We start from the raw sequence: 24633 nt of genomic DNA, 5'->3' as shown, positions 1-24633 counted from the left end.
ATGACCAGTGCATCCACTACCCGCGAACCCGCGATCCGCGTGCAGGGCATGGAAAAGTCCTACAAGGAATTGCACGTACTGCGCGGTGTGGACTTCGATGTGGCGCCGGGCACCATCTTCGCCCTTCTCGGCTCCAACGGCGCAGGAAAGACCACGATGGTGAAAATCCTGTCCACACTGCTGAGTCCGGACGCCGGCACGGCCACCGTCAATGGATTCGACGTCGTGAGCCAAGCACTGCGGGTCCGGGAATCCATCAGCCTCACCGGACAATTCGCTGCAGTCGATGAAATCCTCTCCGGCCGGGAAAACCTGGTGCTGGTTGCCAAATTGCGCCACCTGAAGGACCCCGGCCAAGCGGCGGATGATCTTCTGGCGCGCTTCAACCTCTCCGAGGCAGCATCCCGAAAAGTGTCCGCGTATTCAGGAGGCATGCGCCGTCGCCTTGACATCGCCATGAGCCTGATCGGGCAGCCCGAGGTGATCTTCCTCGATGAGCCGACCACCGGGCTCGACCCCGAAGCACGCATCGAGGTGTGGCAGGTAATCCAGGAGCTCGCGAATCAAGGCACCACCGTTCTGCTCACCACACAGTATCTCGACGAGGCCGAACAACTCGCGGACCGGATCGCCATCCTTCATCAAGGGCGCATCATCGCGAACGGCACTCTCGCCGAGCTCAAGCAACTACTCCCACCGGCGAAGGTCGAATACGTCGAAAAGCAGCCCACCCTGGAGGATATCTTCCTCGCACTTGTGGGGAACGAGGGCAAGGTCGCGTCAAGTAAGGACCAGTCATGAGCACACACTTCTTCGGAGACACGGCCGTCCTGCTGGGCCGCTCCATGCGTCACATCTTCCGCAGCGCGGACACCATCATCACCACCGCGATCACGCCGATCGCCCTCATGCTGCTGTTCGTTTACGTGTTCGGCGGCGCCATCAAGACAGACACCGGGAACTACGTCAACTACCTGCTGCCGGGGATCATGCTGATCGCGATTGCATCGGGAATCGCGTACACCGCCGTTCGCTTGTTCACCGACATGAAGAGCGGCATTTTCGAGCGGTTCCACTCTATGCCGATCGCACGATCGTCCGTGCTGTGGGCGCATGTGCTGACTTCCCTCGTTGCCAACGGGCTTTCCCTCGTGATCATCGTGCTGGTGGCCGTCCTCATGGGATTCCGCACATCGGCAAGCCTGCTGTCATGGCTCGCTGTCATCGGGATCCTGGCGCTGTTCACCCTGGCACTCACCTGGCTGGCAATCATTGCGGGCCTGACAGCGAAGTCCGTGGACGGTGCCGGCGGGTTTTCCTACCCGCTGATCTTCCTGCCGTTCATCAGCTCGGCTTTCGTCCCCACGACCACCATGCCGGGTCCCGTGCGCGCTTTCGCAGAGAACCAGCCAGTCACTTCGATCGTCAACACGATCCAGGATCTGTTTGAACAACGGCCGATCGGCAGCGACATATGGGTCGCACTCGCATGGTGCCTGGGCATCCTTGTTCTCGCGTACTTCTTCGCCACGGCAGCCTACCGGCGCAAGATCAGCTAGGGGCCGAAGGCGCCATCTCGTATCATAGACGTGTGACCTCCTACCTCCAGCGCAATGGTGCCGCACTCCCCCAAGCCCGTCCCGACGTCGAGCACGTCCTGGCGGTGCGCGGCGCGGGAGGCTACCGGCAGTACCGCATCCCCGCGCTGGCTGTCTCCACGGTGGGAACAGTGCTCGCCGCCTATGACGGCCGGCCGAACCTCGACGACCTGCCCAATCCGATCGATCTCCTGCTCCGGCGCAGCACGGACAATGGCCGCCACTGGGAGGAACAGCGGGTGGTCCGCACCGGCCCGGGGCTCAATGGCTACGGCGATCCGAGCCTCCTGGTGGACGCCGTGACCGGGCGGATTTTCATGTTCCACGCCGCGGGGACGCATGCCGGTTTCTTCGAGGCGGTAGGCGGCCTGGAACCGGATGACGACGTGCAGCACTGCGACGTCAGCTTCTCCGACGACAACGGCGTCACCTGGCAGCATCGGCGGCTCACCGATCAGCTCAAACTGGGCAGTGTTGCGGGCGCTCGCGACCGCGGCATCACGGGGATCTTTGCCGCTGCCGGGCAGGGAATCCAGATGCACACCGGTCCGTTCGCAGGACGCCTGGTACAGCAATTCGTCGTGCTCGTGGACGGCGAAATCAAGGCGGCTTCCGCGTACAGCGACGACCACGGCGAGAATTGGACGCTCGGTTCACTGATCGGAAAGGGTCCGGACGGGATCGGCCCCAACGAGAACAAGGTGGCGTGCCTCGACGACGGCCGCCTCCTCCTGCATTCGCGCGCGACTCCCCGGCGGGTGGCAGCAGTCTCCAATGACGGCGGAGAGACGTGGAGCCAACTGGAACCCGTGGAAGACCTCCCCGACCCAAGCGACAACGGCTCCCTGGTCCGCTTCGACGGCCTGCCAAGCGTGATTTCCTTGGCCACCCCGGCCACGAACCGCTGGCTGATCGCGAGCAACAACCAGGACACGTCCCTGCGACGCAACACGGTCCTCAGCCTGTCCACGGACAACGGGGCCAGCTGGCCCGCCAAGCTGGTCCTGTGCGAGGGCAGCTCGGCGTACTCGACGGCGGCGCGGCTGCCGGATGGCAACATCGGCGTCCTCTACGAGCGGCAGGGATACCTCGAAATCGTCTTCGTTTCCGTCCCGGCTGAGCAACTGACGGAGCAGCTTTCGGCCTCGGCCGGATCGGGTAAGCCTGAAACCCAGCCCGATGCCCTCGAGTTTCACATGGAACTGCGCTCCATCACGCCCGGCCGACCCGCTGCGTGGCAGAACGCCGGCGAATTCCACGTCATCTCCCCGGACCACGACGGCGACTGGGACGTCCAGACCTGGAAGGAAGTGGGCCAAGGCTACTCCGCGGAGCAGGCGCAGATCCTCGGCACCCGCGAAGCCCAGGACCTCAACTACGGACCGGTCATTCCGGGCTACAAAGCCGGGGACATCCTCGCCTTCACCGGCCGCGCCCGCAACCTGGGCACCCGGCCGGCCACCGGCGTCGTACTCCTGGGACCGCACGCCAATCCGGCGGACTTCCCGCCCGCCGATCTGGCACCGGGCGCGGAAGCGCTGTACTTCACGCCGGCGTACACCGTCACCGACGAGGATCTGGCGCGGGACTCGCTTGAACTGACTTTTGGGGTGGCGTACGACGGCGGCGCCCGGGTGGTCGAGCGCAGCTTCAGTTTGGATCTGCGCTCGGGAGCAGTGGCGGCTGGTTAGTCCCGCGCGGTAACGATTCCGGCTAGAAGATTTGGCGGATGTTGGTCCTTGCGAGGTCGATGAGCTGGTCGCCGCGGCCCGAGAGAACCGTCCGGATTGCGTAGAGCGTGAAGCCCTTGACCTGTTCGGCGCTGATTGCCGGCGGAATGGACAGTTCCTGCCGAGCCGTGCGGACGTCGATGAGGGCCGGACCGTCGTGGGCGAAGGCTTCAGCCAGTCCCGCCTTCAGCCCGGAGGAGTTGTCCACCCGGATACCGCGGATGCCCAGAGCTTCTGCCAGTTTGGCGAAGTCCGGATTCTCGAGCTCCGTGCCGAAATTGACGAACCCCGCGGCCTTCATTTCGAGCTCCACGAAGTTCAGTGAGGAGTTGTTGAAGACCACCACTTTGACCGGGAGGTTGTTCTGCACCAAGGTGATCAGCTCGCCGAGCAGCATGGTCAAGCCGCCGTCGCCGGCCAGTGCCACCACCTGGCGACCGGGGTACGCGGCGGCCGCGCCGATTCCGTGCGACAGCGCATTGGCCATGGTTCCGTGGTTGAACGAGCCGAGCAGCCGGCGTCGGCCGTTCATGCTCAGGTACCGGGCCGCCCACACGGTGGGGGACCCGACGTCGCACGTGAAAACCGCATCCGGGGCCGCCAACTCATCCACGAGCCTGCCCACGAACTGCGGATGGATGGGCTGCCCGTCCTTGGCCGGAGAGGCCAGGTCATCGAGTTTGGCGCGCGACTTGGCGTAGTGCTTGAGCGAAGTACTCAAGTGTGTTCGCTTCGCCTTGCGCTCGATCAGGGGCAGGAGCGAGGCCGCAGTGTCCTTGACCGTGCCCACAAGGCCAAGATCGATCCGGGCCCGCCGGCCGAGTTGCTCGCCCCTGACATCCACCTGGATGATCTTGGCGTTGTCCGGGTAGAACTGCTGGTACGGAAAATCGGTGCCCAGCATGAGCAGGGCCTCGCAGCTCTCCATCGCCCGATAGCCTGAACTGAACCCCAAAAGGCCCGTCATGCCGACGTCGAACGGGTTGTCGTATTCGATGTGCTCCTTGCCGCGCATCGCGTGGACGATCGGCGCGCCCAGTGCGTCCGCCAGGGCCATGACCTCGGCGTGCGCGCCGGCGGTGCCCGCGCCGGCCAGGATAGTGACTTTGCCGGCCGCATTGAGAATGTCCGCTGCCTCGGCGAGCTCCTGCGGGTTGGGCCGGATCTCCGGACGTGCGGCCCGGATCACCGCTGTCCGCTCGCTTTGCGACTCCGCGAGGGCAACATCGCCGGGAATCACGACGACGGCGACGCCCCGCTTCTCGACGGCCGTCCGCATCGCGATTTCCAGGACCCTGGGCATCTGCGAAGGATGGGCAACGTGCTCGACGTACACGCTGCACTCCCGGAACAACTCCTGGGGGTGCGTCTCCTGGAAGTACTGGCTGCCGATCTCTTCGCTGGGAATGTGGGCGGCGATGGCCAACACGGGAACCCTGGACTTGTTGGCATCGTAAAGCCCGTTGATCAGATGCAGGTTGCCGGGGCCGCAGGATCCGGCGCACACCGCCAATTCATCCGTGAGGCCCGCCTCGGCTGCGGCTGCCAACGCCGCTGCTTCCTCGTGGCGGACATGCACCCAGCGGATGCTCTCTTCTTCCCTCAGCGCGTCCGTGAATCCGTTCAGCGAATCCCCGGGGATGCCGTAGACGCGCTGGACGTTGTTGGCTTTGAGGGTGGCGACGATGTTCTTGGCAACAGTGTTCCTGGCGGCGGACATGGACTGTTCCTTTCGAGGGGAGGCAGTGCAGACACGGCCTACGCTACTCCGGAACAGTCCATGGCGCCTGAAGCCCGACGCCGGGACGGTTAGTGGTAGGTGCTGACGAACGGTCGGTTGCTGGGCACGATCTGCTTGCCCAGAGGCATGAGCGATACCGGAATGAGCTTCAGGTTGGCGATGGCCAGCGGGATCCCGACGATGGTGATGGCCATGGCGAAGGCGGTGACCACGTGGCCGATCGCGATCCAAATTCCCGCAACCAGCAACCAGATGACATTGCCGATGAGGGGAAAGACTCCCCCGCCTCCGGGCTTGTCCACCACCATGCGACCAAACGGCCACAGCGTGTACGAGGCAATCCGGAACGACGCGATGCCCCACGGGATGGTGACGATCAACAAGCAGCAGACAATTCCGGCCATGAAGTAACCCAAGGCCAGGACGAAGCCGCCGAAGACGAGCCAGATGATGTTGAGCAGCGTTTTCATATTTCCCATTGTCCCCTGCGGAACGCGGAGTGGGCCTAGGGGTTCGCCCTGAAATCCCCCTGATTTATCGTTTCCCAGTGTCCAGGACCGCTGACAAATCGAACTTCACGGGTTCCTCAAGCTGCTCATAGGTGCACGACTCCGGCTCCCTGTCCGGCCGCCACCGCACGAACTGCGTGGTGTGCCTGAACCGCTCCCCTTCCATATGGTCGTAAGCCACTTCCACAACGAGTTGGGGCCGCAGGGGCGTGAACGACAGATCCTTCCCTGCGCTCCAGCGGCTGCCTTCGGCGTTGCGGGGTGTCCGGCTGCCTTCCTCCTGCTCGGCCCATGCCCAGGGATGCCCATCGAACGCAGTCACGAGGGGTTGGAGTTCGTCGAACAGTTCCTTGCGTCTGTGCATCGAGAAGGATCCCACCACGCCCACGTTGGATAGCCGGCCGCCGTCGTCATAAAGCCCCAACAATAGTGAACCAATAAGGTCGTTACCGGTCTTATGAACCCGGTAGCCGGCCACAACGCAGTCGGCGGTCCGCTGGTGTTTGACCTTGAACATCACGCGCTTGTCCGGTTGGTAGGTACCATCCAGCGGCTTGGCGAGCAGGCCGTCCAGGCCTGCGCCCTCGAACTGGTTGAACCACTGCTCTGCCGTTCCCTTGTCCCGGGTTGCCGCGGTGAGGTGGATGGGAGCGGCGGCGCCTGCAAGTGCTTGTTCAAGCGCTGCCCGCCGTTCGGCGAAGGGCCGTCCCGTGAAGTCCTCATCGCCAAGGGCGAGCAGGTCGAAGGCCACGAATTTCGCCGGCGTCTGCTCGGACAACAGCTTGACCCTGCTGGCTGCCGGATGGATGCGTTGCTGGAGGGCTTCAAAGTCCAAGCGGTCACCGGACCTGCCCACCAGGATGATCTCGCCGTCGAGGACGCAGCGTTCCGGCAGGTTTGCCTTCAACGCCTCGATGAGCTCCGGGAAGTACCGGTTCATGGGCTTCTCGTTGCGACTACCGATTTCGACGTCGTCACCGTCACGAAAAACGACGGAGCGGAAACCATCCCATTTAGGCTCGTAGCTCATGGCGCCGTCCGGGATGGCGCCAACCGCCTTGGCAAGCATGGGTGCGACAGGGGGCATGACTGGCAGCTGCATGAAGCCATTCTTGCCGCGGCACCGGGACCGCGCTACCCGTTCATTCGCTTAGGTGGATAAAGGGCTACTTGCAGTTGGCGCTCAGCCAAGTGGTTACGGGAGCCATCGCCTTTTCGAACTTGCCGCTTGAGTAGACGGTTTGGTCTTTCAAGCCGGCGATTGCAGTGTCCTTGAGGTTGGTGAAATCAGCCTTGAGTGCGTCCGGGACGCGATCCGCCGTGGCCGTGAGCTCGGCCTTGTATTGCTCCAGCTCGGCGGTCTTCCCCTGCGCCGCCGACATTGGCAGCAACGAGGCTCCCGTGGCTTCTTTGGAGATGGTGGAGCACATTTCGGCTGCCGAAGCGAAGCCCCCGAATGGCCCAGATGAAGGAGTTGGGCTTGCGCTCGCGGTTGCGGAGTCGCCCGCAGAAGAGGACGACGGCGTGCCCGCCGCGGCGGCGCCCCCTCCCTGTGTGGAGCAGCCGGACAGCGCCAATGCGGCGAAGAGGGCGACTGTCAGGTATCGGATAGGGCCGTTAAGAGGTTTGGAAAGGATTTTCAAAGGTCGCATTCTGCTTGATCGTCTTTCTCCGGAACCGTTCGGTCTCCAGAGCAATGGCATTCTGTCCCCGCCGTGGAGTGTAGCTCGAATGGGCCCTGGCCTTCCAAGTTGACTTCCGGCCCCTTTTAGACCGCTTCCCTATTCCCGCACCAGCAAGGTGTCCAATTTGGTGAACGAGGTGCCCCATCCCTCGCGGGTCATGTCCACCCATTCGTCGGAGTCGAAGGGACCCTGTGTGAGATGAAGCCGCGTACGGCTGTCCTCCAGTACCTCGAACTCAAGGCGCATTTCCAGCAAGAGTGTGATCCCGGCGTCGGGCTCTGCTTTCTGGGTGGCGACCAGCAGGGCGGGCGGATCGTATGCGGTGATGACGGCGTCGATGGGTGATTCCTTGGCGACGCCGTTTTCCTCCCAGGTCATGGTGAGCTGCCAGACTCCGCCCACCCGGGGGTCGACGACTATCCGGTCGCGCGGCGAATCCACGCCTACCGGCCCGAACCATGCGGCGAGCTGGTCGGGCTCCACGAAGGCTTGGAAGACGAGTTCGCGTGGGGCTTCGAATTCGCGGGTCATGGTGAGGATGTGCTGTTCCGTGTTCATTGCTTAGCTCCTGGATCCTTTGAATCGTGCTGAATCTTGCGTAGGTGGGCGTCGAGGCGGGTAAAGCTGGCATCCCAGAAACGCCTGTATTTGTCCATCCATTCGGTGGCTTCGCGCAGTGGTTCCGCTTCCAATTTGGAAGACCGCCATTGTGCATTCCGGCTCCGGCTGATCAGTCCTGCGTTTTCCAGGACCTTGAGATGCCGTGAGACAGCGGGAAGGCTGATGTCGAACGGTTCGGCAAGCTCGTTCACGGTGGCCTCACCCTCCGAAAGCCGCGCCAGAATGGCCCTTCGGGTGGGGTCGGCAAGAGCCGAGAAGATGAGACTGAGCCGGTCTGCGGACATCGCTGGCGCCTTCGTATTTAACTACTCGGCTAATTAACCGATGTATTAAATATGCGACGCCGGACGGCGTCTGTCAAGGGTCTCTTCAGCGACGCTCGCTCACTTTTGAGGTCAAAACCGCAGACCCTCGCTCACATCATCTGAGCGCGCGTTTGGCGAAAGGGCGTTAAAGGTGGGCGAGCGTTCCGCCAAAGGGCGATAAAGGTGAGCGAGCGCTTGGCGAAAGGACGTTAAAGGTGAGCGAGCGTCCCGGGCGTCAGGCTTTTGCGGCTTGGACGAAGGCGCGCACGAGGTCGAGGTCCTTCACCCCACGCGAGGACTCCACGCCGCTGGAGACGTCGACGCCCCATGCCTCGGCTTCGAGGGCAGCGGCTCCGACGTTGGACGGGGTCAAACCGCCAGCCAACAACCAGTGTCGCGCACCCAGGCCCAGTTTCCGGACCGAGGAATAGTCCCACGCCTCACCCGAACCCGGGACGGCGGCGTCGATCAGGAGAAGCTCCTCGCCCCACGCCTCGAACTCGTCCGGAGCGGCACCCATGGTGACGGCCCGGATGAGTCGCATGCCGGCCTCGTGCACGGTCTGAACGTCTTCCGGCGAGCGGCTTCCGTGCAGCTGGACCCATTCAAGACCGGCTTCGCGGGCGGCTGCGACGGCGTCGGCGGCCGCCTCGTGACGGAAGACCCCGACGGCGGTGACACCTTCCGGTACATGGACCAGCAAGTCTCGGGCACGGTCGGGCGATACCTCGCGCGGACTCTTCGTCAGCACGAAGCCCACGGCGTCTGCCCCGGACTCGACGGCGGCCTGCACGGATTCAGGCGTGCTCAACCCGCACACTTTGACGAACATTCCGCGCCTCCAACCGTTTACCTTCCTACGACGTTAGCAAGGGCCTCCCGGATTGTTGAACCGTGCCAAGATTGCACCGATGTTACGCGAGCGTTCAGCCTGCCAAAGGTTGGCTCGGGCTAGGCTGGAGCGCATGGAGATCATCCGCTTTGCCGAGCTCAAACCCGAACCATGGCGCAACGGAGGCGGGGTGACCCGCGAACTCGCCAGCCATCCGAAAGCGGCGTCGGCGCAAGACGGAGCGTGGGACTGGCGGGTCAGCATCGCCGACGTCGGATCGGCCGGCGATTTCTCGACGTTCCCAGGGATGGAGCGAGTCATCACGGTGATCGACGGCGAATTGCTGCTGCTCACGGTGGACGGCGAAGAGCACCCTCTGGAAAAGTACCGGCCTTTCCGGTTTTCGGGCGAGGCGGCCTCTGCCAGTGCACTCCCGACCGGCGACATCCGGGACCTCAACGTGATCGCCCGGGCCGGCGAATTCAAGGGCTACACGTCCATCATCGAGCTCTCCAAGAAGCGCGCACACCCCGTGTTCGAAGGCCAGATGGCAGTCCTTTTGGAGGGCAAGGCTTCAGTTAGTTCCGGCGCGGAGCCCACGGAAACAGCACCCGCGGACGGCTCGGGCAGCTCGGATGGGGAGGCTGCCGCGCCGACCGCCGAGCCCATCGAACTCGCCCGCTACGACGCGGTAGTGGGTTCCGACACCCGCAGCCCGGAAATCCTGGGCCGTGGATTCCTCGCCGTCATCTCGATCGACCGCGTGGAGCATGCGCACTCCTAGGTCCTAGGACTGGACACAACAGCAATATGCCCACTCGCTGAGCCCACCAATGGACATGTCCCTTGGTTAAGCCCGCAGCAGCGCATGTCCCTTGGTGAGGCTCGCCACCAAGGCTGGCCACCCGGCGTCGGGATTTGCTAGCCTCGAAGGAAGGCCCGCAGAGGGACCTCCGGACGACGGTTCAGTACCCGGCACGCGACAAGACTGGCCAAAGGATCTGTCATGTCGTGGTTAATCCTCATTCTGTCCGGCGCGCTCGAGGCCGTCTGGGCCGCAGCGCTCCACCGTTCCAACGGCTTCCGCAAACCGGTCCCCTCCGCCATCTTCCTGGTGACCGTCATCGCGAGCACCGCGGGGCTGGCTTTCGCGATGCAATCCATTCCCACCGGGACCGCGTATGCGGTGTGGGTGGGAGTCGGCGTCGTCCTCACGGCGGCTTACGCGATGATCACCAAAGTTGAGCGCCCGACGTCGGCCCGGCTGCTCCTGCTGGCCGAGATCGGCGTGTGCGTGGTCGGCTTGAAGGTGGTGGCGTAGCCATGACCGCCAAGTTCGCATGGGCCGTTCTGCTGGCCTCTGCCGTGCTCGAAGCTGTGTGGGCGACGGCCCTCGGACTTTCCGACGGCTTCAGCCAAGCCCTCCCCACCGTGGTCTTCGCAATCACGGCAAGCCTCAGCATGATCGGACTCGGCATCGCAGTAAAACGGATTCCCCTGGGCACGGCCTACGCCGTCTGGGTCGGGATCGGCGCTGCGCTGACGGTCGGCTGGGCGATGGCCACCGGCGTCGAACCGGCCAGCCCGCTCAAGCTGCTGTTCATCGCGGGAATCGTCGGTTGCGCGGCCGGGTTGAAGGCCCTTCCCACGGAGAAGCGTGAAGAAGTGACGGAACCGGCCCAATCATATGCGCGGAATACTCCCTCGCCCCTCGGAGTTGCGAGCAATGAGACAAACCCTCGGCGAAGGAGAAGCACCATGAGCCCGGAAACCACGAACGTCCCGCTCGGCGATGGCCTGACCGTGAGCCCCCTCGGCTTCGGCGGGATGGCATTGACGCCGGTATACGGCGAGGTGGATCCCGCCGAATCCCTCAAGACGCTGCATCACGCCGTGGATGCCGGCATCAGCTTCATTGACACCGCGGATATTTACGGCGCGGGCGACAACGAGGAACTGATCGCGAAGCTGCTGAAGCATCGCCGCGACGAGGTCCAGTTGGCCACCAAGTTCGGAATCGTCGGCAACCCGCGCGAAGGCTACACCGATGTCCGGGGAGATACCGCGTACGTGGGCCAGGCGGCGGAAGCAAGCCTCCGCCGCCTGGGCACCGACGTCATCGACCTCTACTACATGCACCGCCGCGACCTCCGCGTTCCGATTGTGGAAACCGTGGAGGCCATGGCAGAGCTTGTCCGGGCAGGCAAAGTCCGGCACCTTGGGCTGTCTGAAGTGACAGCCGAGGAGCTGAGGGAAGCCAACGCGGTACACCCGATATCCGCAGTGCAGAGCGAGTGGTCCATTTGGAGCCGGGACGTTGAGCGCAACGTCGTCCCGACCGCGGCAGAGCTGGGCGTGGGTTTCGTACCTTATTCGCCGCTTGGCCGGGGTTTCCTCACCGGAACCGTCAGCGCCGATCAACTCGGCGAAAACGATTTCCGGCACCGCATTCCCCGTTTTGCGGACGGCGCACTCGACGCCAACCAGGCGGGTGTTGCCGCAGTGCGCACCGTGGCTGCCGAGCTGTCCGAAAGCACCGGCCGGGATGCAACTCCCGCCCAGGTGGCTTTGGCCTGGCTATTCGCCCAGGGCCGCCGCCTCCAGCTCAGCGTGGTCCCCATCCCCGGTACGCGCAAAGCGCACCGGATCGATGAGAACCTGGACGCCTTGGCGCTCGAGTTGAGTGCCGACCAACTGGACGTGCTCTACGGCGCCGCGGACGCCGTCGTCGGCTCACGGTCCGCGGATCCCACCTGGGTTTCGCAGGGCCGCGAATAGGCGGTAAGCCGCAGGCGGCTTCCGTAGAGTGGACGAATGGACTCACTCATTCATTCACTGCGTGACATCACCATCCGGCGAATCTCGGTCAGCGAGATGAACAACAACGTGTACCTGCTCACCGCCAAGGGAAGCGGCGCGCAGCTCTTGATCGACGCCGCGGACGACCTTCCGGCCATCCAACAGATGATCGAAGACTCGGCCGCGGACACCACGGCCACGCCGAAACTGGCCCTGATCGCCACGACGCACCAGCATTGGGACCACGTCCGCGCGCTTCCCGGGTTGGTGGAAGCTACGGGCGCGAAGACCTCGGCCGGAGTGGACGACGCCGACGCGCTGCCGGTTCCCGTGGACGTGCAGCTGCGCCATGGCGATGTGGGAAACTTCGACGGTTTCGACATCACCGCGGTGCACTTGCGCGGCCACACTCCCGGTTCGATCGCCTACGTGTACCTGGACCCGGAAGGGCCCGCGCACATTTTCAGCGGCGACTCGTTGTTCCCCGGCGGTGTTGGCAACACGCAGAACGATGCCGCCCGCTTCACTTCACTGTTGAACGACGTGAGCGAACGGCTGTTCGAGGCCTACCCGGACGACACCGTGGTGCATCCGGGCCACGGAGACCCGACCACACTCGGTGCAGAGCGTCCACACCTTGCGGAATGGCGCGAGCGCGGCTGGTAATCCCTAGGGACATGCTCATTCTTCGTGCCTAGGAGTGGACATATCAGGAATATGTCCACTCCCCGACACCAACGTTGAGCATGTCCGGTGGAGTTACTAGACCACAAGTGGCCTAGCGGCTGCGGCGCTCGTTCGACGCCGGAGCCGAGGCACGGCGCGGGCCGCCGCGGGCCGGACGGCCGGAAGCCGAGTTGCCTGAGCCGGAGCCGTAGGAACCACCGGAGTTGCCACCCGTGTTCGAGGACCATACGGACTTGTTGCCGCTGGTACGCGTGGAAGTAGCGGATTCCGTGCGCGGAGCGGACGCCGAGCGGTTGCCGGCGGCAGCACGCTGACCGGTTGCCGGGCGTCCGCTGCGACCACCCTGGCCCTGTGCACCAGGAACGTCGTTGCGGTGAGCGGAAGCAGCGTTGCTGCGTCCACGTGAGCTGCGGGCGACGTCGTCGTTCGCTGCTGCGCGGCGATCGGCGCGGTTGATGTCGGTGCGCACGGGCTCGGAGGCAACCTTGCCACGGCCACCGCGACCACCACGGCCACCCGCAGTGGGTGCAGCCTGGGTGGAACGGCGGTTGCGCTTGCGCTGGGCGTTGGCACCGGTGGAGGTACCGCCGCCCGTCTGCTGGGTCTTCGCTGCGAGCAGTGCCGCACGGGTGCGGGGATCAACCTTGTCGGCAACCTGGCCCACGAGCTCGGCGATCAACGGGGAGTTGGCCGTGACGCGCTCGAACGAGACCTCGACGCCGGCAGCCTTCATGAGCTTCTTGACGTCGGACTGCTGCTCGGGGAGCGTCAGTGTGACCACGGTGCCGTCTGAACCTGCACGGGCCGTACGGCCGGAGCGGTGCAGGTAAGCCTTGTGCTCTGTGGGCGGGTCGACGTGGATGACGAGTTCGACGTCGTCGACGTGCACGCCGCGGGCAGCGACGTCGGTGGCCACCAGGACCCGGACCTCGCCGCTGGCAAACTCGGCGAGGTTACGGTCACGGGCATTCTGCGACAGGTTGCCGTGGAGATCGACGGCGGGGATGCCGCAATCGGTCAGGGTCTTGGCCAGCTTGCGTGCGTGGTGCTTGGTCCGCATGAAGAGGAGTCGGCGGCCGGCACCGGAGGCCAGCTCCACGATCAGCTGCTTCTTGACGGTCTGGTCGTTGACCACCAGGACGTGGTGCTCCATGGTGGTGACGGCGGCCTGGGGGTCGTCCACTGAGTGGGTCAGCGGGTTGGACAGGTAACGGTTGACCAGTTTGTCAACACCGTTGTCCAACGTCGCGGAGAAGAGCAGGCGCTGACCCTGGGTAGGAGTCATGTCCATGAGCTTCTTGACCACCGGGAGGAAGCCGAGATCGGCCATGTGGTCGGCCTCGTCCAGGACGGTGATCTCGACGGCTTCGAGAGTCAGGATGCGCTGGCGGATGAGGTCCTCCAGGCGGCCCGGGCAGGCGATGACAATGTCGACGCCGGCGCGCAGCGCCTTTTCCTGGCGGGCCTGGGAGATGCCACCGTAGATGACCGTGGTGTTCAGGCCCATGGCCTTGGCCAGCGGCTCGATGGTGGCGTTGATCTGGGTGGCCAGCTCGCGGGTCGGTGCGAGGACCAGACCCATCGGGCGGCCGGGCTTGCGGAAGTGCTTGGCTTCGCGCTCGGCGAGACGTGCCACAAGCGGGATAGCGAAAGCGATGGTCTTGCCGGAGCCCGTGCGGCCACGGCCCAGGACGTCGCGGCCTGCGAGCGTATCCGGGAGGGTCTTGACCTGGATGGGGAAAGCTTCTTCGATGCCATCTGCAGCGAGGGACTCGGCGATGGCCTTGGGCGTGCCAAGGGCAGCAAAAGTAGTCATGTGTTTCAAGGGTCTTTCTGGCGGTGTCCAACGGACATCGTCCCCCGACGCCGGTTGGGCCAAGGGTTCGCCGAGGAAAAAGTCAGTGATCAACCGGTAGGCAATAAGCCGTGGCCGGGACCAGAGAAAACGCGTTCATCGACGCAGGATGTGCCTCTCACATGAAAAAAGCCCACTTCCCAAGTCTGGAACAAAGCCAAATTCGGGGACTAAGCGGGCATCACTGCACATCAAGTAAACCCATTCTAGCATCCGCGGGCCGCCGGCCTTTCCACAGGGCAGGTTCACGCAGCCGACGTCCCCCAACTAACTCGCAGTTGTTGTCGCTTTGACGGCTCATAATGACAACAACTGCGAGTTAGTTTGGTGGGCGGCCGTTGCCTCGCGGGGGCACGTCAGGGCACGCTTGAGCCATGACGCACCAGCACGACGGCGGAGCCCACCTTCACGACGAACCTGACCACGACGGCGGAGCCCACCTTCACAACGAACCTGACCACGACGCCGACCCGGCGCAGTTTTGGGACGAGGTGTACCTGGAAAAGGCGAAGCGGTGGAGCGGCAATCCCAATCCGCAGCTGATCGCGGAAGCCAAGGGCCTGGCTCCCGGCACCGCACTGGATCTCGGCTGCGGGGAGGGCGCGGACGCCATCTGGCTCGCCCAGCACGGCTGGACGGTGACCGCGGTGGATGTTTCCGCCGTCGCGCTTGAACGGGCAGAAGCCCATGCCGCCGACGTCGGACTGCAGGACCGGATCGCTTGGCTGCAGCGGAACTTCGGCGCGTGGCACCCTGGAGAGGGATTCGACCTCGTGTCTTCCCAATTCCTTCATTCTCCGCTTGTTCCGTGGCGCGATTCGCTCGCTTCGGCCGCGGCCGCCGTGGCTCCCGACGGCGCTTTGCTCGTGGTCGGGCATCACCCGGATGGCTTGACTCCGTGGAGCGGGCACAAGGATATGAAGGACAAGTTCTTCACTCCCGAGGACTTGGTCGAGGCGCTCACGCGCGGCCCGGGCTCGTGGAGGATCAATGTTGCCGATTCCCGGGAACGCGCCGTGACGAGTCCTGAGGGCCAACACGCCACCACCATCGACAGCGTGCTCCGGGCCACCCGAGGTCACTGAGGGTGCCCGCGGCGCAAGCACCCCACTGGAGCCGTCAGCGCGAAATGACAGTGAGCCTGGAGAAGAAGGCCTCGGTACCGATGTCGACGAACAGGCCAAGGCTGCCGCCAAACGGTGCCGCAAGGGTCTCGGTGACTGTGAGCGTTTCCTCGTCGTTGACGTACGCAACCACCTTGGTGCCGTCGATGTCGAGTTTCAGGCTCATCCATTCGTCGGGCCCGATGTCCGCGCCGGCTTCGTAGCGTCCGTCCGGGTATTGTTCGCGCAGGTTCTCGAAGTTCCAGCAAGGGTTGGCGAAGTACTGCGCTGCCCGCTGGTCTCGGGGGCTGGACGGATTCGTCTTGCGCCCGTTGAGGGGACGCAGGTAAACGGCCTCGAAGCTGACGATGGGGTCGGCGATCCGGTAGGCGACGCCGGCAAACGCGCGGGCGTCGGCGGGACCTTTGCCGTTGAGGCGGCTGAGGATGTCCACCTCGATGATGCCGTTCGTGAAGTCCGCCGGGATGGCCACGAAGGTAGGCATGTCGATGTAGTCAACGCCGGGCGTCCCGGTCAACGTCACGGCATCTGTCAGTTCGACACGCAGCGCAGTGCGGCCGGCGATTTCAACCGGGGCGGCCGTGACCGAGTGAAGCGTTGCCCGTTCCGGAAGTTCGGCGAGGCTAAATGAGGCAATAACGGGGGAGGAATTCATCAAGGTCTCCTTGCTAGTTGATAGTCGCAGAAACACGAAGGTCGTCGCGAAGGACGTTAAGGCGGCCGGTCAGCTCGGGCAGTTCGTTCTCGCTGAACCTTCCCGACAACAGGGAACCCAATTGATCCTCGAGGGCCACGCATCCTTGGTCATGCATTTCGTCCCCCTGCTCCGTCAGGGCGACGAGGGAAGAACGGCGGTCGTTGGGATGGGCAACCCTGTGCGCCAGGCCGTCGCGCTCCAGGCGGTCCACGAGCTTGCTCGCAGCCCCGATCGTGATGGCCAAATCGTTGGCCACCTCCTGCACACGGCAGGCACCGGCATGGACGCGGACCACGCGGAGTGCGTCCAGGCGGGCCAGGCTGATCCCGTGCTCTGCCAGCAGCCGGGCGTCAACGGTGTTCCACAGCTCGGTCTCATAGCCAACCAAGGCATCGAGGAAAGTGGTGTAGCGGCACATGGCGCCTCCTTTCATTCCCAGGAACTATATTCCTAGGAATAAACAAGATTCAAGCCCTTCGTGAAAAGGATCGAGGTCAGGCCCGCACGTCGTCCGCTTCCGCGGCGCGGTGCCGCTCGGCGTCGTCCGCACGTTCAGCACCCGAAGGCCGCCGGGCCGCAACCCGCGGCGCAATGATGAGTCCGACGGCGGCGATCACCGACGTCAGCGCGAACACCCCCGCGAAGGAGCCCGCCGTCGTCGTCAGCGCGCTGAAGACGAGGCCCGTCACGGCGAGCGAGAGAGCTCCGCCAAGGGAATCGGAGATAGACATTGCCGAACTGTTGAAGCCTTGGTCCTCCGGTTTGGATAGGGCCAGGGTCATAACACTCAGCCGCGGGTACATCAGGCCCATCCCGGCGCCCGCGAACAGCCAGCCCGCAATCGCCACCGCGGCGGGCCACGAAAACACCGTGGTCACGAGGACAATTACCACCGAACCGAGCACGAGCGCCGACCCGATCCTGACCGCCGGGGCATTGCCAAGCCGGGAACCCATCCGACCCTGTACGGCGGACGCCGCCGCCCAGGCAATCGCCGATCCCGTCAACGCAAGTCCGGCGAATGCCGGGGTGAACAAGTACCGCTCCGTGAGGAGGTACGGCACGTAAACCTCGGTACCGAAGAACGCGGCAGAAGCGACTCCGCGCATGAGGATGACGCTCGGCAGTCCGCGGTGCGCGCCGAGCGTGCCGCGCGGAACCAGCGGCCGCACCGCCAGCATTGCGACGACTAGCGCGACGCCGGCAATCACCCAGCCGACGCCGGGCACCTGGCCGGAGAGGTTCAGGCCGAGAACCGCAGCGGCTGCGAGCGCGGCCCACCCCATGCGGCCGAAGGCCCAGGGAACGCCGGCGCCTTTGGGCTTTGCCTCGCCGGCGGCCGCCTTCGGGGAGGCCGCCTTCCGGGAGCCTGCGTCCCGCGCGTCCGGTGAGGAACGCATGCCCCGCATCGCGGGGAGGATCATTGCCAAGGCCGGAACCACGAGGCCCACGACGCCGAGGAACACCCAGTGCCAGCTGCTCAACTGGGCAACCACGCCGGCGGCGAAGGGACCGATCATCGACGGAACGACCCAGGCCGCCGAGAACGCGGCAAAGACTTGGGCATGTAATCTCGCGGGGTACACCCGGGCGATCACCACATACAGCGCCACGGTCATTGCGCCGCCGCCGAGGCCTTGGACCAGCCTGCCGGCCACGAGAATCGGCATGGAAACCGCAGTACCGGCGATGAGCAGCCCCGCCGCGAACAGCGCCACGGAGGCGTACAGCGGGGCGGAGGGACCACGCCTGTCCGCCCAGTTCCCTGCGGCCACCATCCCAATCACGCCAGTGGCGAGCGGCCCGGCAAACGCCAAAGCATAGAGTCCGGCACCGTCGAGCTCGCGGCTCACCAGCGGCATGATGGTGGTGACGGCCATGGACTCGAAAGCTGCAAGGAAGACCAACGCGCAGGCACCCGCTGTCGCCAGGAGATAGGGGCGTTGCAGTATGCCTGCTGTTGCGTCGTGGCTTGTCATCATCCCAGCCTAGAAGGCCAAACGAGTTTGGGGCCACCCATAAAATCCATTCAAGTGATTAACATTCACCTGAAATTAACTCTGGGCAAACACTGAACTAAATAGCCAACTATCGGTTGTTCCCGTAATCATTCCGTGATGCACTGCTTGGCGTGAACTTCACAAGACGCAACTTCCTGTCAGTTGCCGGATCTGCCACGGCCGCGACGCTTATCAGCGGCGCCTCCGCGGGGACCGCGCCTGCTGCGACGACCGCCCTCCCCCAACCCGGTTCCTCGGGCATCGACCACATCATTGTGGTGATGATGGAAAACCGCTCGTTCGACCACTTCCTTGGGTGGATGCCTGGCGCGGACGGAAAGCAGGCCGGGCTGACGTTCGTTGACCGCTACGGGATCCCCCACACAACGCACCACCTGACGGACTACCAGGGCTGCGGGCATCCCGACCCCGATCATTCCTATGAGGGCGGCCGGATCCAGTACAACAACGGCAAGAACGATGGCTGGCTGCGGGCAGGCGAGAATGATGAATTCGCCGTCGGATACTACGCTTCGAGCGACCTCGACTTTTGGCGCCAAGCGGGTCCCGACTGGACTGTCTGCGACCGTTACTTCGCAGCCACCTTGGCCGAAACGTATCCAAACCGCTTCTATCAGCACTCGGCGGCCACCGACAGGCTCCATAACTCGACCGTCACCAGCACCATGCCCACGATTTGGGACCGCCTGGCAGCAGCCGGGGTGCAGGGAAAGTACTACTACGGCGACATTCCCTTCACCGCCCTATGGGGAACAAAGTACCTCGGAATCTCCAGGCCCTACGCTGAGTTCCTCAGCGATTGCAGTTCCGGCAAACTCCCCTCGGTTTCCTTCGTGGATCCCCGCTTCACGGACGAGTCCAGCGGAACCTCCGGCGATGACCACCCGCATGCGGAGATCCGCTCCGGTGAGCTTTTCCTGGCGGAGGTCTACAACGCCGTGACCAAGAGCCCCAACTGGGCGAACACGATGCTCGTGGTCAACTACGACGAGTGGGGCGGGTTCTACGACCACGTGCCACCGGAAACAGCAGCGGACAGCAATCCAGACACTGCCCGGCGCGGCTTCCGCGTACCGTCCATGGTCATTTCTCCGCGCGCCCGAAGGCAATACGTGGCTCACAATACCTACGACCACACCTCAATCTTGAAGGCCATCGAGTGGCGCTGGGGGCTTCAACCCCTGACCCCGCGGGACAACGCCGCCCGCAACATCGCCGAGGTGCTCGATTTCCAAGCAGCGCCCAACCTGACCGCTCCGACGTACCTCGTGCCGCCTTATGCCGCCGGACCGGCATGCTCCCCGGTCGGTCCCCCCGCCGAGGAAGAGTGGGCCGGATTGAAACAGAAAGCACTTGCGGACGGATGGATCCTGCCGTGACCTTCAAAACCTTCGCCATTTCCAGGATGCGGCTCGGATTAGCTGCGCTGCTGGTCGTCCTGCTCGGCGCCTCCTTCATCGCCTTCGGATTGCAGCAGACGGAAGCACAAGCGAGCGAACCCCAGACCGTCCAGAGCACCGGATATCTCCCGGGAGCCAAGCACGTGTTCGTGATCAACCTTGAAAACAAGGGGTACGACACCACGTGGGGACCCGGTTCGGCGGCACCGTACCTTTCCACCACGCTGCGCAACCAAGGCGTCCTGTTGAACCAATACTTCGGCACGGCACACAACTCGCAACCGAACTACGTCGCCCAGATCTCCGGCCAAGGCCCCAATCCGCAGATGCAGGCAGATTGCCAGACGTACTCTCCGTTCGTGAAGACCGGCACGGCAGCTCCTGGCCAGGCCGTTGGAGATGGCTGCGTCTTCCCCGCCGATGTGCCTACGGTGGCCGGCCAATTAACGGCAGCGGGGAAGACCTGGAAGGGCTACATGGAGGACATGGGCACGTCGTGCCGCCACCCGGCCCTCGGCGCCCCCGACGACACCCAGAAAGCCAAGGTCGGGGACCAGTACGCTGCCCGCCACAATCCCTTTGTCTATTTCGCAGGGATCACTGGATCACCGGACTGTGCCAAGAACGACGTGGACCTCGGAGCCCTCAAGACCGATCTTGCTTCGGTCTCCACCACGCCCAATCTGTCGATGATCACGCCGAACCTCTGCCACGACGGGCACGACTCCCCTTGCGTGGACGGACAGCCCGGCGGCCTGACCAGCGCGGATGCTTGGCTGAAGCAGTACGTTCCGCTGATCACTTCGTCTCCCGCATTCCGCCAAGACGGTGTCCTGGTGATCACCTTCGACGAATCCGACAGCCCCCAATCGGATGCCTCCGCCTGCTGCGGCGAAGGCCCTGGACCCAACTCCCCGCTTCCCGGGATCGTCGGACAGGGCGGCGGCCGGGTCGGCGCTTTGGTCATCTCCCCGTTCACCAAGGGCGGCACCTGGTCCACCACGCCCTATAACCACTACAGCCTGCTGGCCAGCATCGAAGACACCTTCGGCCTTCCGTACCTCGGCTACGCAGGCACCCCTGGTCTGAACCGCTTCGGACTCGACGTCTACAACGCCGGCCTCTAGGCCGGGCTCGCGGCGGCGGTCGGCACAGCGGCGGCGGTCGGAACGACGGCGCCAGTCGGCACGACGGCGCCGGTCGGCACGACGGCGCCAGTCGCCGTCGAGTCGGGGTTCAGCATCCAGCCGACGCGCTTGGCCGTGCTCAGCATCACGACGCTTTCGACGAGTTCGATCCCGGGAATGCGCTGCTGGATGGCGAGTTCCATCTCCATGACCTCGGCCAGCGAGCGCAGCCACATGATGATCACAAAGTTGGTGCTGCCGGTGGTGGAGGCCGTGAACCTGACGTTCCTGACGGCCCGAAGCTCCGCAGCCGCGGCCTCGTGCTGGCCTGCCGGAACATTCGCGAACCACTGGCACGTCATGGGGTAGCCGGAGAATTGTTGGGCGATTTCGCAGCGGAAGGACAGCATCCGGCTCGCGAGCACGCGTCCGAGCTGCCTCTGCACCGTAGCAGGGTGCCGTCCCAGGGCGCGTGCGATTTCCGCTGCGGACGCCCGCCCGTCCCGGGCAAGGAAGGGAAAGAGTGCCATATGGCTCTCCGGCAATGGGGTGACCTGCGCGTAAGGGGCGGACGGATTGAGCGCCTCCGGCCCGGCGAGGGCGCGCAGCGCCTGCTGCTCCGCCCGGCTGAGGACGTTGAGCCGCCACGCGTAGCCGCTTGTGTGGATGCGGGTGCAGAGCGAGGTCCGGTACTTGGTGAGCCCCCGGATTTCCTTGAGCTGGGGCAATAGCCGGCTGCTGAACTCACTCAGGTCTTGGGTGATCACGGTGAGCATGAGGTCACGGTTGCTGGCCGCCTCCTCAACCGTGATGATCTCCGGAATCGCTGCGAGCGCGGCCGTGACCTCGGGCCTGAGGTGCATTTCGCAGTCCACGTCCAACAGGGCAAGGCAGGCATGCTTGGGGTCGCCCATGAGGTGCGCCGTGGTCCAGGCCGCTCCGGACTCGCGCAGGCGGTCCCATCGGGAGGCCAAAGTGGTGGCGTGGACGTCCAGGACCTCGGCGGCGTCGGACCAACTGATCCGCGGCGAGATCTGGAGGGCATTGATCAACCGGAGGTCCTCTTCACTGAGTTCCATCAGCGACCCTCTCCTAAGTGATGCATGATTCCTGTTAATTCTGGCATATTCCTGAATTTTTTCAGTGCTTTTGAAGATTGTGAGGCTAGTCACTTCACAATGGCTATGGATACCTACCAAACGTTCAGGAAACAGGAGAACAGATGTCGATCGCCTCAGACGCCAAAGAGATGCAGGGAGAAATCGCCCGGTTCCGTCACGAGCTCCACCAGGAACCGGAAATCGGCCTGGACCTCCCGCGCACCCAGGAAAAGGTGCTCAAGGCGCTCGACGGACTCCCGTACGAAATCACCCTTGGCGAGAGCACGACGTCGGTCACTGCCGTCTTGCGCGGCAGCGCGCCTCATGCTTCGGCCCGGAAGCCGGCTGTGTTGCTCCGCGCCGACATGGACGGACTTCCCGTCCAGGAGCGCACCGGCGTCGAGTTCTCCTCGAAGATCGACGGCGCGATGCATGCCTGCGGCCACGACCTCCACACGTCCATGCTCGCCGGAGCTGCAACCCTGCTGGCCGAGCGACGCGATCAGCTAGCGGGCGACGTCGTGCTGATGTTCCAGCCTGGCGAAGAAGGCTTCGACGGCGCGGGCCACATGATCCGCGAAGGCGTGTTGGACGCCGCAGGCCGCCGTGTTGACGCCGCCTACGGCATGCATGTCTTCTCCTCCCTGGAACCGTATGGCCAGTTCTGCACCAAACCTGGAGTGATGATGAGCGCCTCAGACGGGCTTTTCGTCACCATCCTGGGTGCCGGTGGGCACGGTTCGGCGCCCCATTCCGCCAAGGATCCCGTCACGGCAGCGGCAGAAATGGTGACTGCGCTGCAGGTCATGATCACGCGGCAGTTCAACATGTTCGATCCCGTAGTCCTGACCGTGGGCGTGCTGCAGGCCGGCACCAAGCGCAACATCATCCCCGAATCTGCCCGATTCGAAGCCACCATCCGCACTTTCTCGGAAGCCTCCCGCGAGCGGATGATGACCGCCATCCCGCAGCTCCTCAAGGGCATCGCCTCCGCACACGGCCTGGAGGTGGACGTCGACTACCGCGGCGAATACCCCATGACCGTCACTGACGAGGACGAGACCCACACCGCCGAGAACGTCATCTCCGGCATGTTCGGCGATTCGCGGCTCTCCCGCTGGGCCACGCCCATCAGTGGCTCGGAGGATTTCTCCCGGGTCCTGGCCGAAGTTCCGGGAACCTTCGTGGGCCTCAGCGCCGTACCGCGGGGCGTGGACCACACCACCTCAGCGTTCAACCACTCCCCGTACGCCACGTTCGACGACGGCGTCCTGTCCGATGGTGCGGCGCTGTACGCAGAGCTCGCGGTCTCCCGCATCGCCACCCTCGCCGCCGGCAACTAACCATCAACCCAGCCTTGGAGCAAGATATGACCGCCACCGTTGGCACTTCAGCCACAGTCCAGGTTCACAAATCCCATCTGCGAACCCTCATCGGCACCGGCATCGGCAACGCCGTCGAATGGTACGACTGGGCCATCTACGCCACATTCTCGCCTTTCATCGCCAGCGCGCTCTTCAGCAGTGCCGACCCCACCTCCGCGGTTCTCTCCACTCTGGCGATCTTCGCCGTCGGATTCGTGGCCCGGCCGTTCGGCGGCTTCGTCTTCGGTTGGATCGGCGACAGGATCGGCCGCAAGACGTCCATGACGTTCGCCGTCGGCCTCGCGGCTGTCGGCAGCCTGCTGATCGGTATCGCTCCGACATTCCAAGCGGTCGGAGCCTTGGCTTCCGTCATGCTCCTGGTCGCCCGCCTCATCCAGGGCCTCGCCCACGGTGGCGAGCTGCCGTCGTCGCAAACGTACCTGTCCGAAATGGCACCCAAGGAAAAGCGCGGCTTCTGGGCAACGCTCATCTACACCTCCGGCACCGCCGGAATCCTGGCCGGAACCCTGCTGGGCGCCATCCTGACCGGTGTGCTGAGCAAGGCCGACATGAACGCCTGGGGCTGGCGCGTCCCGTTCCTGGTGGGCGGCGCCCTGGGCGTCTACGCCTTGGTCATGCGGGCCAAGATGAAGGAGACCGAGGCATTCGAAGCCGAGGTGCCCAAGGAAAAGCGCGAGCCCATGTGGCCGCAGATCGTCAAGTACCGCAAGCAGGCCCTGCAGGTTATCGGGCTGACCGTTGGCCTCACTGTTGTCTACTACATCTGGGGCGTCGTGGCGCCGAGCTACGCGGCCAGCACACTCAAGATGGACCGTGGAGCAGCCCTGTGGGCCGGGGTTATCGGCAACATCGCTTTCATTGCGTCGCTGCCGTTCTGGGGCAAGCTGTCCGACCGCATCGGCCGCAAGCCCGTGCTGATCGTGAGCTCTGCAGGTGCGGCGTTGCTGCACTTCCCCATGACGTGGCTCTTGAAGGATTCACCCTGGCAGCTGGCCGTTTCGATGTCCGTGATGTTGTTCTTCATTGCCGGCAGCGCCTCGATTGTCCCTGCCGTGTACGCCGAGCTGTTCCCGACCAAGATCCGGACCGTGGGTGTCGGCGTCCCGTATTCCATCTGCGTCGCGGTCTTCGGCGGGACGGCCCCGTACCTGCAGACCTGGCTCGGCAGCATCGGCCAGGCCAACATGTTCAACGTCTACGCCGTAATCCTGCTGGCCATCGGAATCGCGTTCGCCTTCACGATCCCGGAAACCAAAGGCAAGGACCTGACGCACTGATATGTAGGTCTGGTTGTCAAGAGTGCATGGATGAGCGGCTCCTGGGTTTTGTTCCGGAGGCCGCTCATCGTGTACCGGCCGGTTGTGGTGTTGTGCGGGCGAGTCGTTTTTCCGACTGCAGTGTCAGGCTGACATTCGCG

General features: G+C 64.3%; 24 protein-coding genes, 1 pseudogene and 1 riboswitch. Of the genes and pseudogenes, 13 read left to right on the top strand and 12 right to left on the bottom strand.

Going from position 1 to position 24633, the window contains the following annotated elements; all coding sequences use genetic code 11:
• From AB4074_RS14775 to AB4074_RS14765, 3 genes are read left to right on the top strand one after another with little or no spacing between them, the layout of a single operon-like run.
• A complete protein-coding gene (locus tag AB4074_RS14775) occupies window positions 1–801 on the top strand; it encodes an ABC transporter ATP-binding protein (RefSeq protein WP_441414050.1) in 801 nt (266 codons plus the stop codon).
• Window positions 798–1559, top strand: a complete 762-nt coding sequence (locus AB4074_RS14770; RefSeq protein WP_441414049.1) for an ABC transporter permease — start codon at window positions 798–800, stop codon at window positions 1557–1559. Before AB4074_RS14775 ends, AB4074_RS14770 begins: the two co-directional genes overlap by 4 nt.
• Window positions 1560–1591: 32 nt before the next feature.
• A complete protein-coding gene (locus AB4074_RS14765) occupies window positions 1592–3289 on the top strand; it encodes a sialidase family protein (protein WP_441414048.1) in 1698 nt (565 codons plus the stop codon).
• 22 nt (window positions 3290–3311) lie between these two features.
• On the opposite strand, the gene poxB is transcribed toward AB4074_RS14765, so the two are convergent.
• From poxB to AB4074_RS14730, 7 genes are all read right to left on the bottom strand, one after another.
• Window positions 3312–5048: a ubiquinone-dependent pyruvate dehydrogenase gene (gene poxB / locus AB4074_RS14760; protein WP_441414047.1), complete on the bottom strand. Its 1737-nt coding sequence runs from the start codon at window positions 5046–5048 to the stop codon at window positions 3312–3314.
• An 89-nt stretch (window positions 5049–5137) separates the two neighbouring features.
• Entirely contained in the window at window positions 5138–5539 is a 402-nt protein-coding gene (locus AB4074_RS14755) for a YccF domain-containing protein (RefSeq protein ID WP_236813133.1), read from the bottom strand.
• 64 nt (window positions 5540–5603) lie between these two features.
• Complete coding sequence (locus tag AB4074_RS14750) at window positions 5604–6680, bottom strand: ATP-dependent DNA ligase (protein WP_441414046.1); 1077 nt, start codon at window positions 6678–6680, stop codon at window positions 5604–5606.
• 64 nt (window positions 6681–6744) lie between these two features.
• The gene (locus AB4074_RS14745) at window positions 6745–7230 is read right to left on the bottom strand and encodes a hypothetical protein (protein WP_441414045.1); all 486 of its coding nucleotides are present in this window, start codon (window positions 7228–7230) and stop codon (window positions 6745–6747) included.
• Between the two features lie 129 nt (window positions 7231–7359).
• Entirely contained in the window at window positions 7360–7821 is a 462-nt protein-coding gene (locus AB4074_RS14740) for an SRPBCC family protein (RefSeq protein WP_441414044.1), read from the bottom strand.
• Entirely contained in the window at window positions 7818–8168 is a 351-nt protein-coding gene (locus AB4074_RS14735) for an ArsR/SmtB family transcription factor (RefSeq protein WP_441414043.1), read from the bottom strand. Before AB4074_RS14735 ends, AB4074_RS14740 begins: the two co-directional genes overlap by 4 nt.
• A 256-nt stretch (window positions 8169–8424) precedes the next feature.
• A complete protein-coding gene (locus AB4074_RS14730; RefSeq protein ID WP_441414042.1) occupies window positions 8425–9021 on the bottom strand; it encodes a phosphoribosylanthranilate isomerase in 597 nt (198 codons plus the stop codon).
• A gap of 133 nt (window positions 9022–9154) precedes the next feature.
• Between AB4074_RS14730 and AB4074_RS14725 the strand changes: the two genes are divergently transcribed.
• The 5 genes and pseudogenes from AB4074_RS14725 to AB4074_RS14705 all read left to right on the top strand — a co-directional run bounded on the left by AB4074_RS14725 (window position 9155) and on the right by AB4074_RS14705 (window position 12486).
• Window positions 9155–9805 (top strand): HutD/Ves family protein, encoded by a 651-nt coding sequence (locus AB4074_RS14725; RefSeq protein WP_441414041.1) that lies wholly within the window; start codon window positions 9155–9157, stop codon window positions 9803–9805.
• Between the two features lie 147 nt (window positions 9806–9952).
• Window positions 9953–10018: riboswitch (guanidine-III (ykkC-III) riboswitch) on the top strand.
• Between the two features lie 9 nt (window positions 10019–10027).
• Window positions 10028–10342 (top strand): DMT family transporter, encoded by a 315-nt coding sequence (locus tag AB4074_RS14720; RefSeq protein WP_441414040.1) that lies wholly within the window; start codon window positions 10028–10030, stop codon window positions 10340–10342.
• 2 nt (window positions 10343–10344) lie between these two features.
• Window positions 10345–10614 (top strand): annotated as a pseudogene (locus AB4074_RS14715) (DMT family transporter); the annotation flags it as partial.
• 165 nt (window positions 10615–10779) lie between these two features.
• On the top strand, window positions 10780–11799 hold the full coding sequence (locus AB4074_RS14710; RefSeq protein WP_441414100.1) for an aldo/keto reductase: 1020 nt from the start codon (window positions 10780–10782) through the stop codon (window positions 11797–11799).
• A gap of 36 nt (window positions 11800–11835) precedes the next feature.
• Window positions 11836–12486 (top strand): MBL fold metallo-hydrolase, encoded by a 651-nt coding sequence (locus AB4074_RS14705; protein ID WP_441414039.1) that lies wholly within the window; start codon window positions 11836–11838, stop codon window positions 12484–12486.
• A gap of 112 nt (window positions 12487–12598) precedes the next feature.
• Here the strand turns inward: AB4074_RS14705 and AB4074_RS14700 are convergent, their stop codons facing one another.
• Window positions 12599–14323, bottom strand: a complete 1725-nt coding sequence (locus AB4074_RS14700) for a DEAD/DEAH box helicase (RefSeq protein ID WP_441414038.1) — start codon at window positions 14321–14323, stop codon at window positions 12599–12601.
• Window positions 14324–14736: 413 nt separating this feature from the next.
• Between AB4074_RS14700 and AB4074_RS14695 the strand changes: the two genes are divergently transcribed.
• The gene (locus AB4074_RS14695; RefSeq protein WP_441414037.1) at window positions 14737–15447 is read left to right on the top strand and encodes an SAM-dependent methyltransferase; all 711 of its coding nucleotides are present in this window, start codon (window positions 14737–14739) and stop codon (window positions 15445–15447) included.
• 34 nt (window positions 15448–15481) lie between these two features.
• Here AB4074_RS14695 and AB4074_RS14690 read toward each other — a convergent pair whose 3' ends face one another.
• The 3 genes from AB4074_RS14690 to AB4074_RS14680 all read right to left on the bottom strand — a co-directional run bounded on the left by AB4074_RS14690 (window position 15482) and on the right by AB4074_RS14680 (window position 18162).
• Entirely contained in the window at window positions 15482–16141 is a 660-nt protein-coding gene (locus tag AB4074_RS14690; protein WP_441414036.1) for a hypothetical protein, read from the bottom strand.
• Between the two features lie 13 nt (window positions 16142–16154).
• On the bottom strand, window positions 16155–16601 hold the full coding sequence (locus AB4074_RS14685; RefSeq protein WP_441414035.1) for a MarR family winged helix-turn-helix transcriptional regulator: 447 nt from the start codon (window positions 16599–16601) through the stop codon (window positions 16155–16157).
• A gap of 76 nt (window positions 16602–16677) precedes the next feature.
• Window positions 16678–18162, bottom strand: a complete 1485-nt coding sequence (locus tag AB4074_RS14680; protein ID WP_441414034.1) for an MFS transporter — start codon at window positions 18160–18162, stop codon at window positions 16678–16680.
• Between the two features lie 152 nt (window positions 18163–18314).
• Here AB4074_RS14680 and AB4074_RS14675 point away from each other — a divergent pair, with 152 nt between their 5' ends.
• Together AB4074_RS14675 and AB4074_RS14670 are read left to right on the top strand one after the other, a co-directional pair.
• Window positions 18315–19583 carry an alkaline phosphatase family protein gene (locus AB4074_RS14675; RefSeq protein ID WP_441414033.1) on the top strand — a complete coding sequence of 423 codons (1269 nt, stop codon included), beginning with the start codon at window positions 18315–18317 and terminating at the stop codon, window positions 19581–19583.
• The gene (locus AB4074_RS14670; RefSeq protein WP_441414032.1) at window positions 19580–20731 is read left to right on the top strand and encodes an alkaline phosphatase family protein; all 1152 of its coding nucleotides are present in this window, start codon (window positions 19580–19582) and stop codon (window positions 20729–20731) included. Before AB4074_RS14675 ends, AB4074_RS14670 begins: the two co-directional genes overlap by 4 nt.
• Here the strand turns inward: AB4074_RS14670 and AB4074_RS14665 are convergent.
• Window positions 20728–21810, bottom strand: coding sequence for an Lrp/AsnC family transcriptional regulator (locus AB4074_RS14665; RefSeq protein WP_441414031.1), 1083 nt, complete (start codon window positions 21808–21810; stop codon window positions 20728–20730). The genes AB4074_RS14670 and AB4074_RS14665 overlap by 4 nt on opposite strands.
• Window positions 21811–21953: 143 nt before the next feature.
• Here AB4074_RS14665 and AB4074_RS14660 point away from each other — a divergent pair, with 143 nt between their 5' ends.
• Complete coding sequence (locus tag AB4074_RS14660) at window positions 21954–23174, top strand: M20 metallopeptidase family protein (RefSeq protein ID WP_441414030.1); 1221 nt, start codon at window positions 21954–21956, stop codon at window positions 23172–23174.
• 26 nt (window positions 23175–23200) lie between these two features.
• Entirely contained in the window at window positions 23201–24493 is a 1293-nt protein-coding gene (locus AB4074_RS14655; RefSeq protein ID WP_441414029.1) for an MFS transporter, read from the top strand.
• The last annotated feature ends 140 nt before the right edge of the window (window positions 24494–24633 follow it).

Source organism: Arthrobacter sp. 2MCAF14 (genome assembly GCF_052115645.1).
GTDB lineage: Bacteria > Actinomycetota > Actinomycetes > Actinomycetales > Micrococcaceae > Arthrobacter.
Note: the sequence above shows the minus strand (reverse complement) of the source record. Positions and strands in the feature narration are given on the sequence as shown.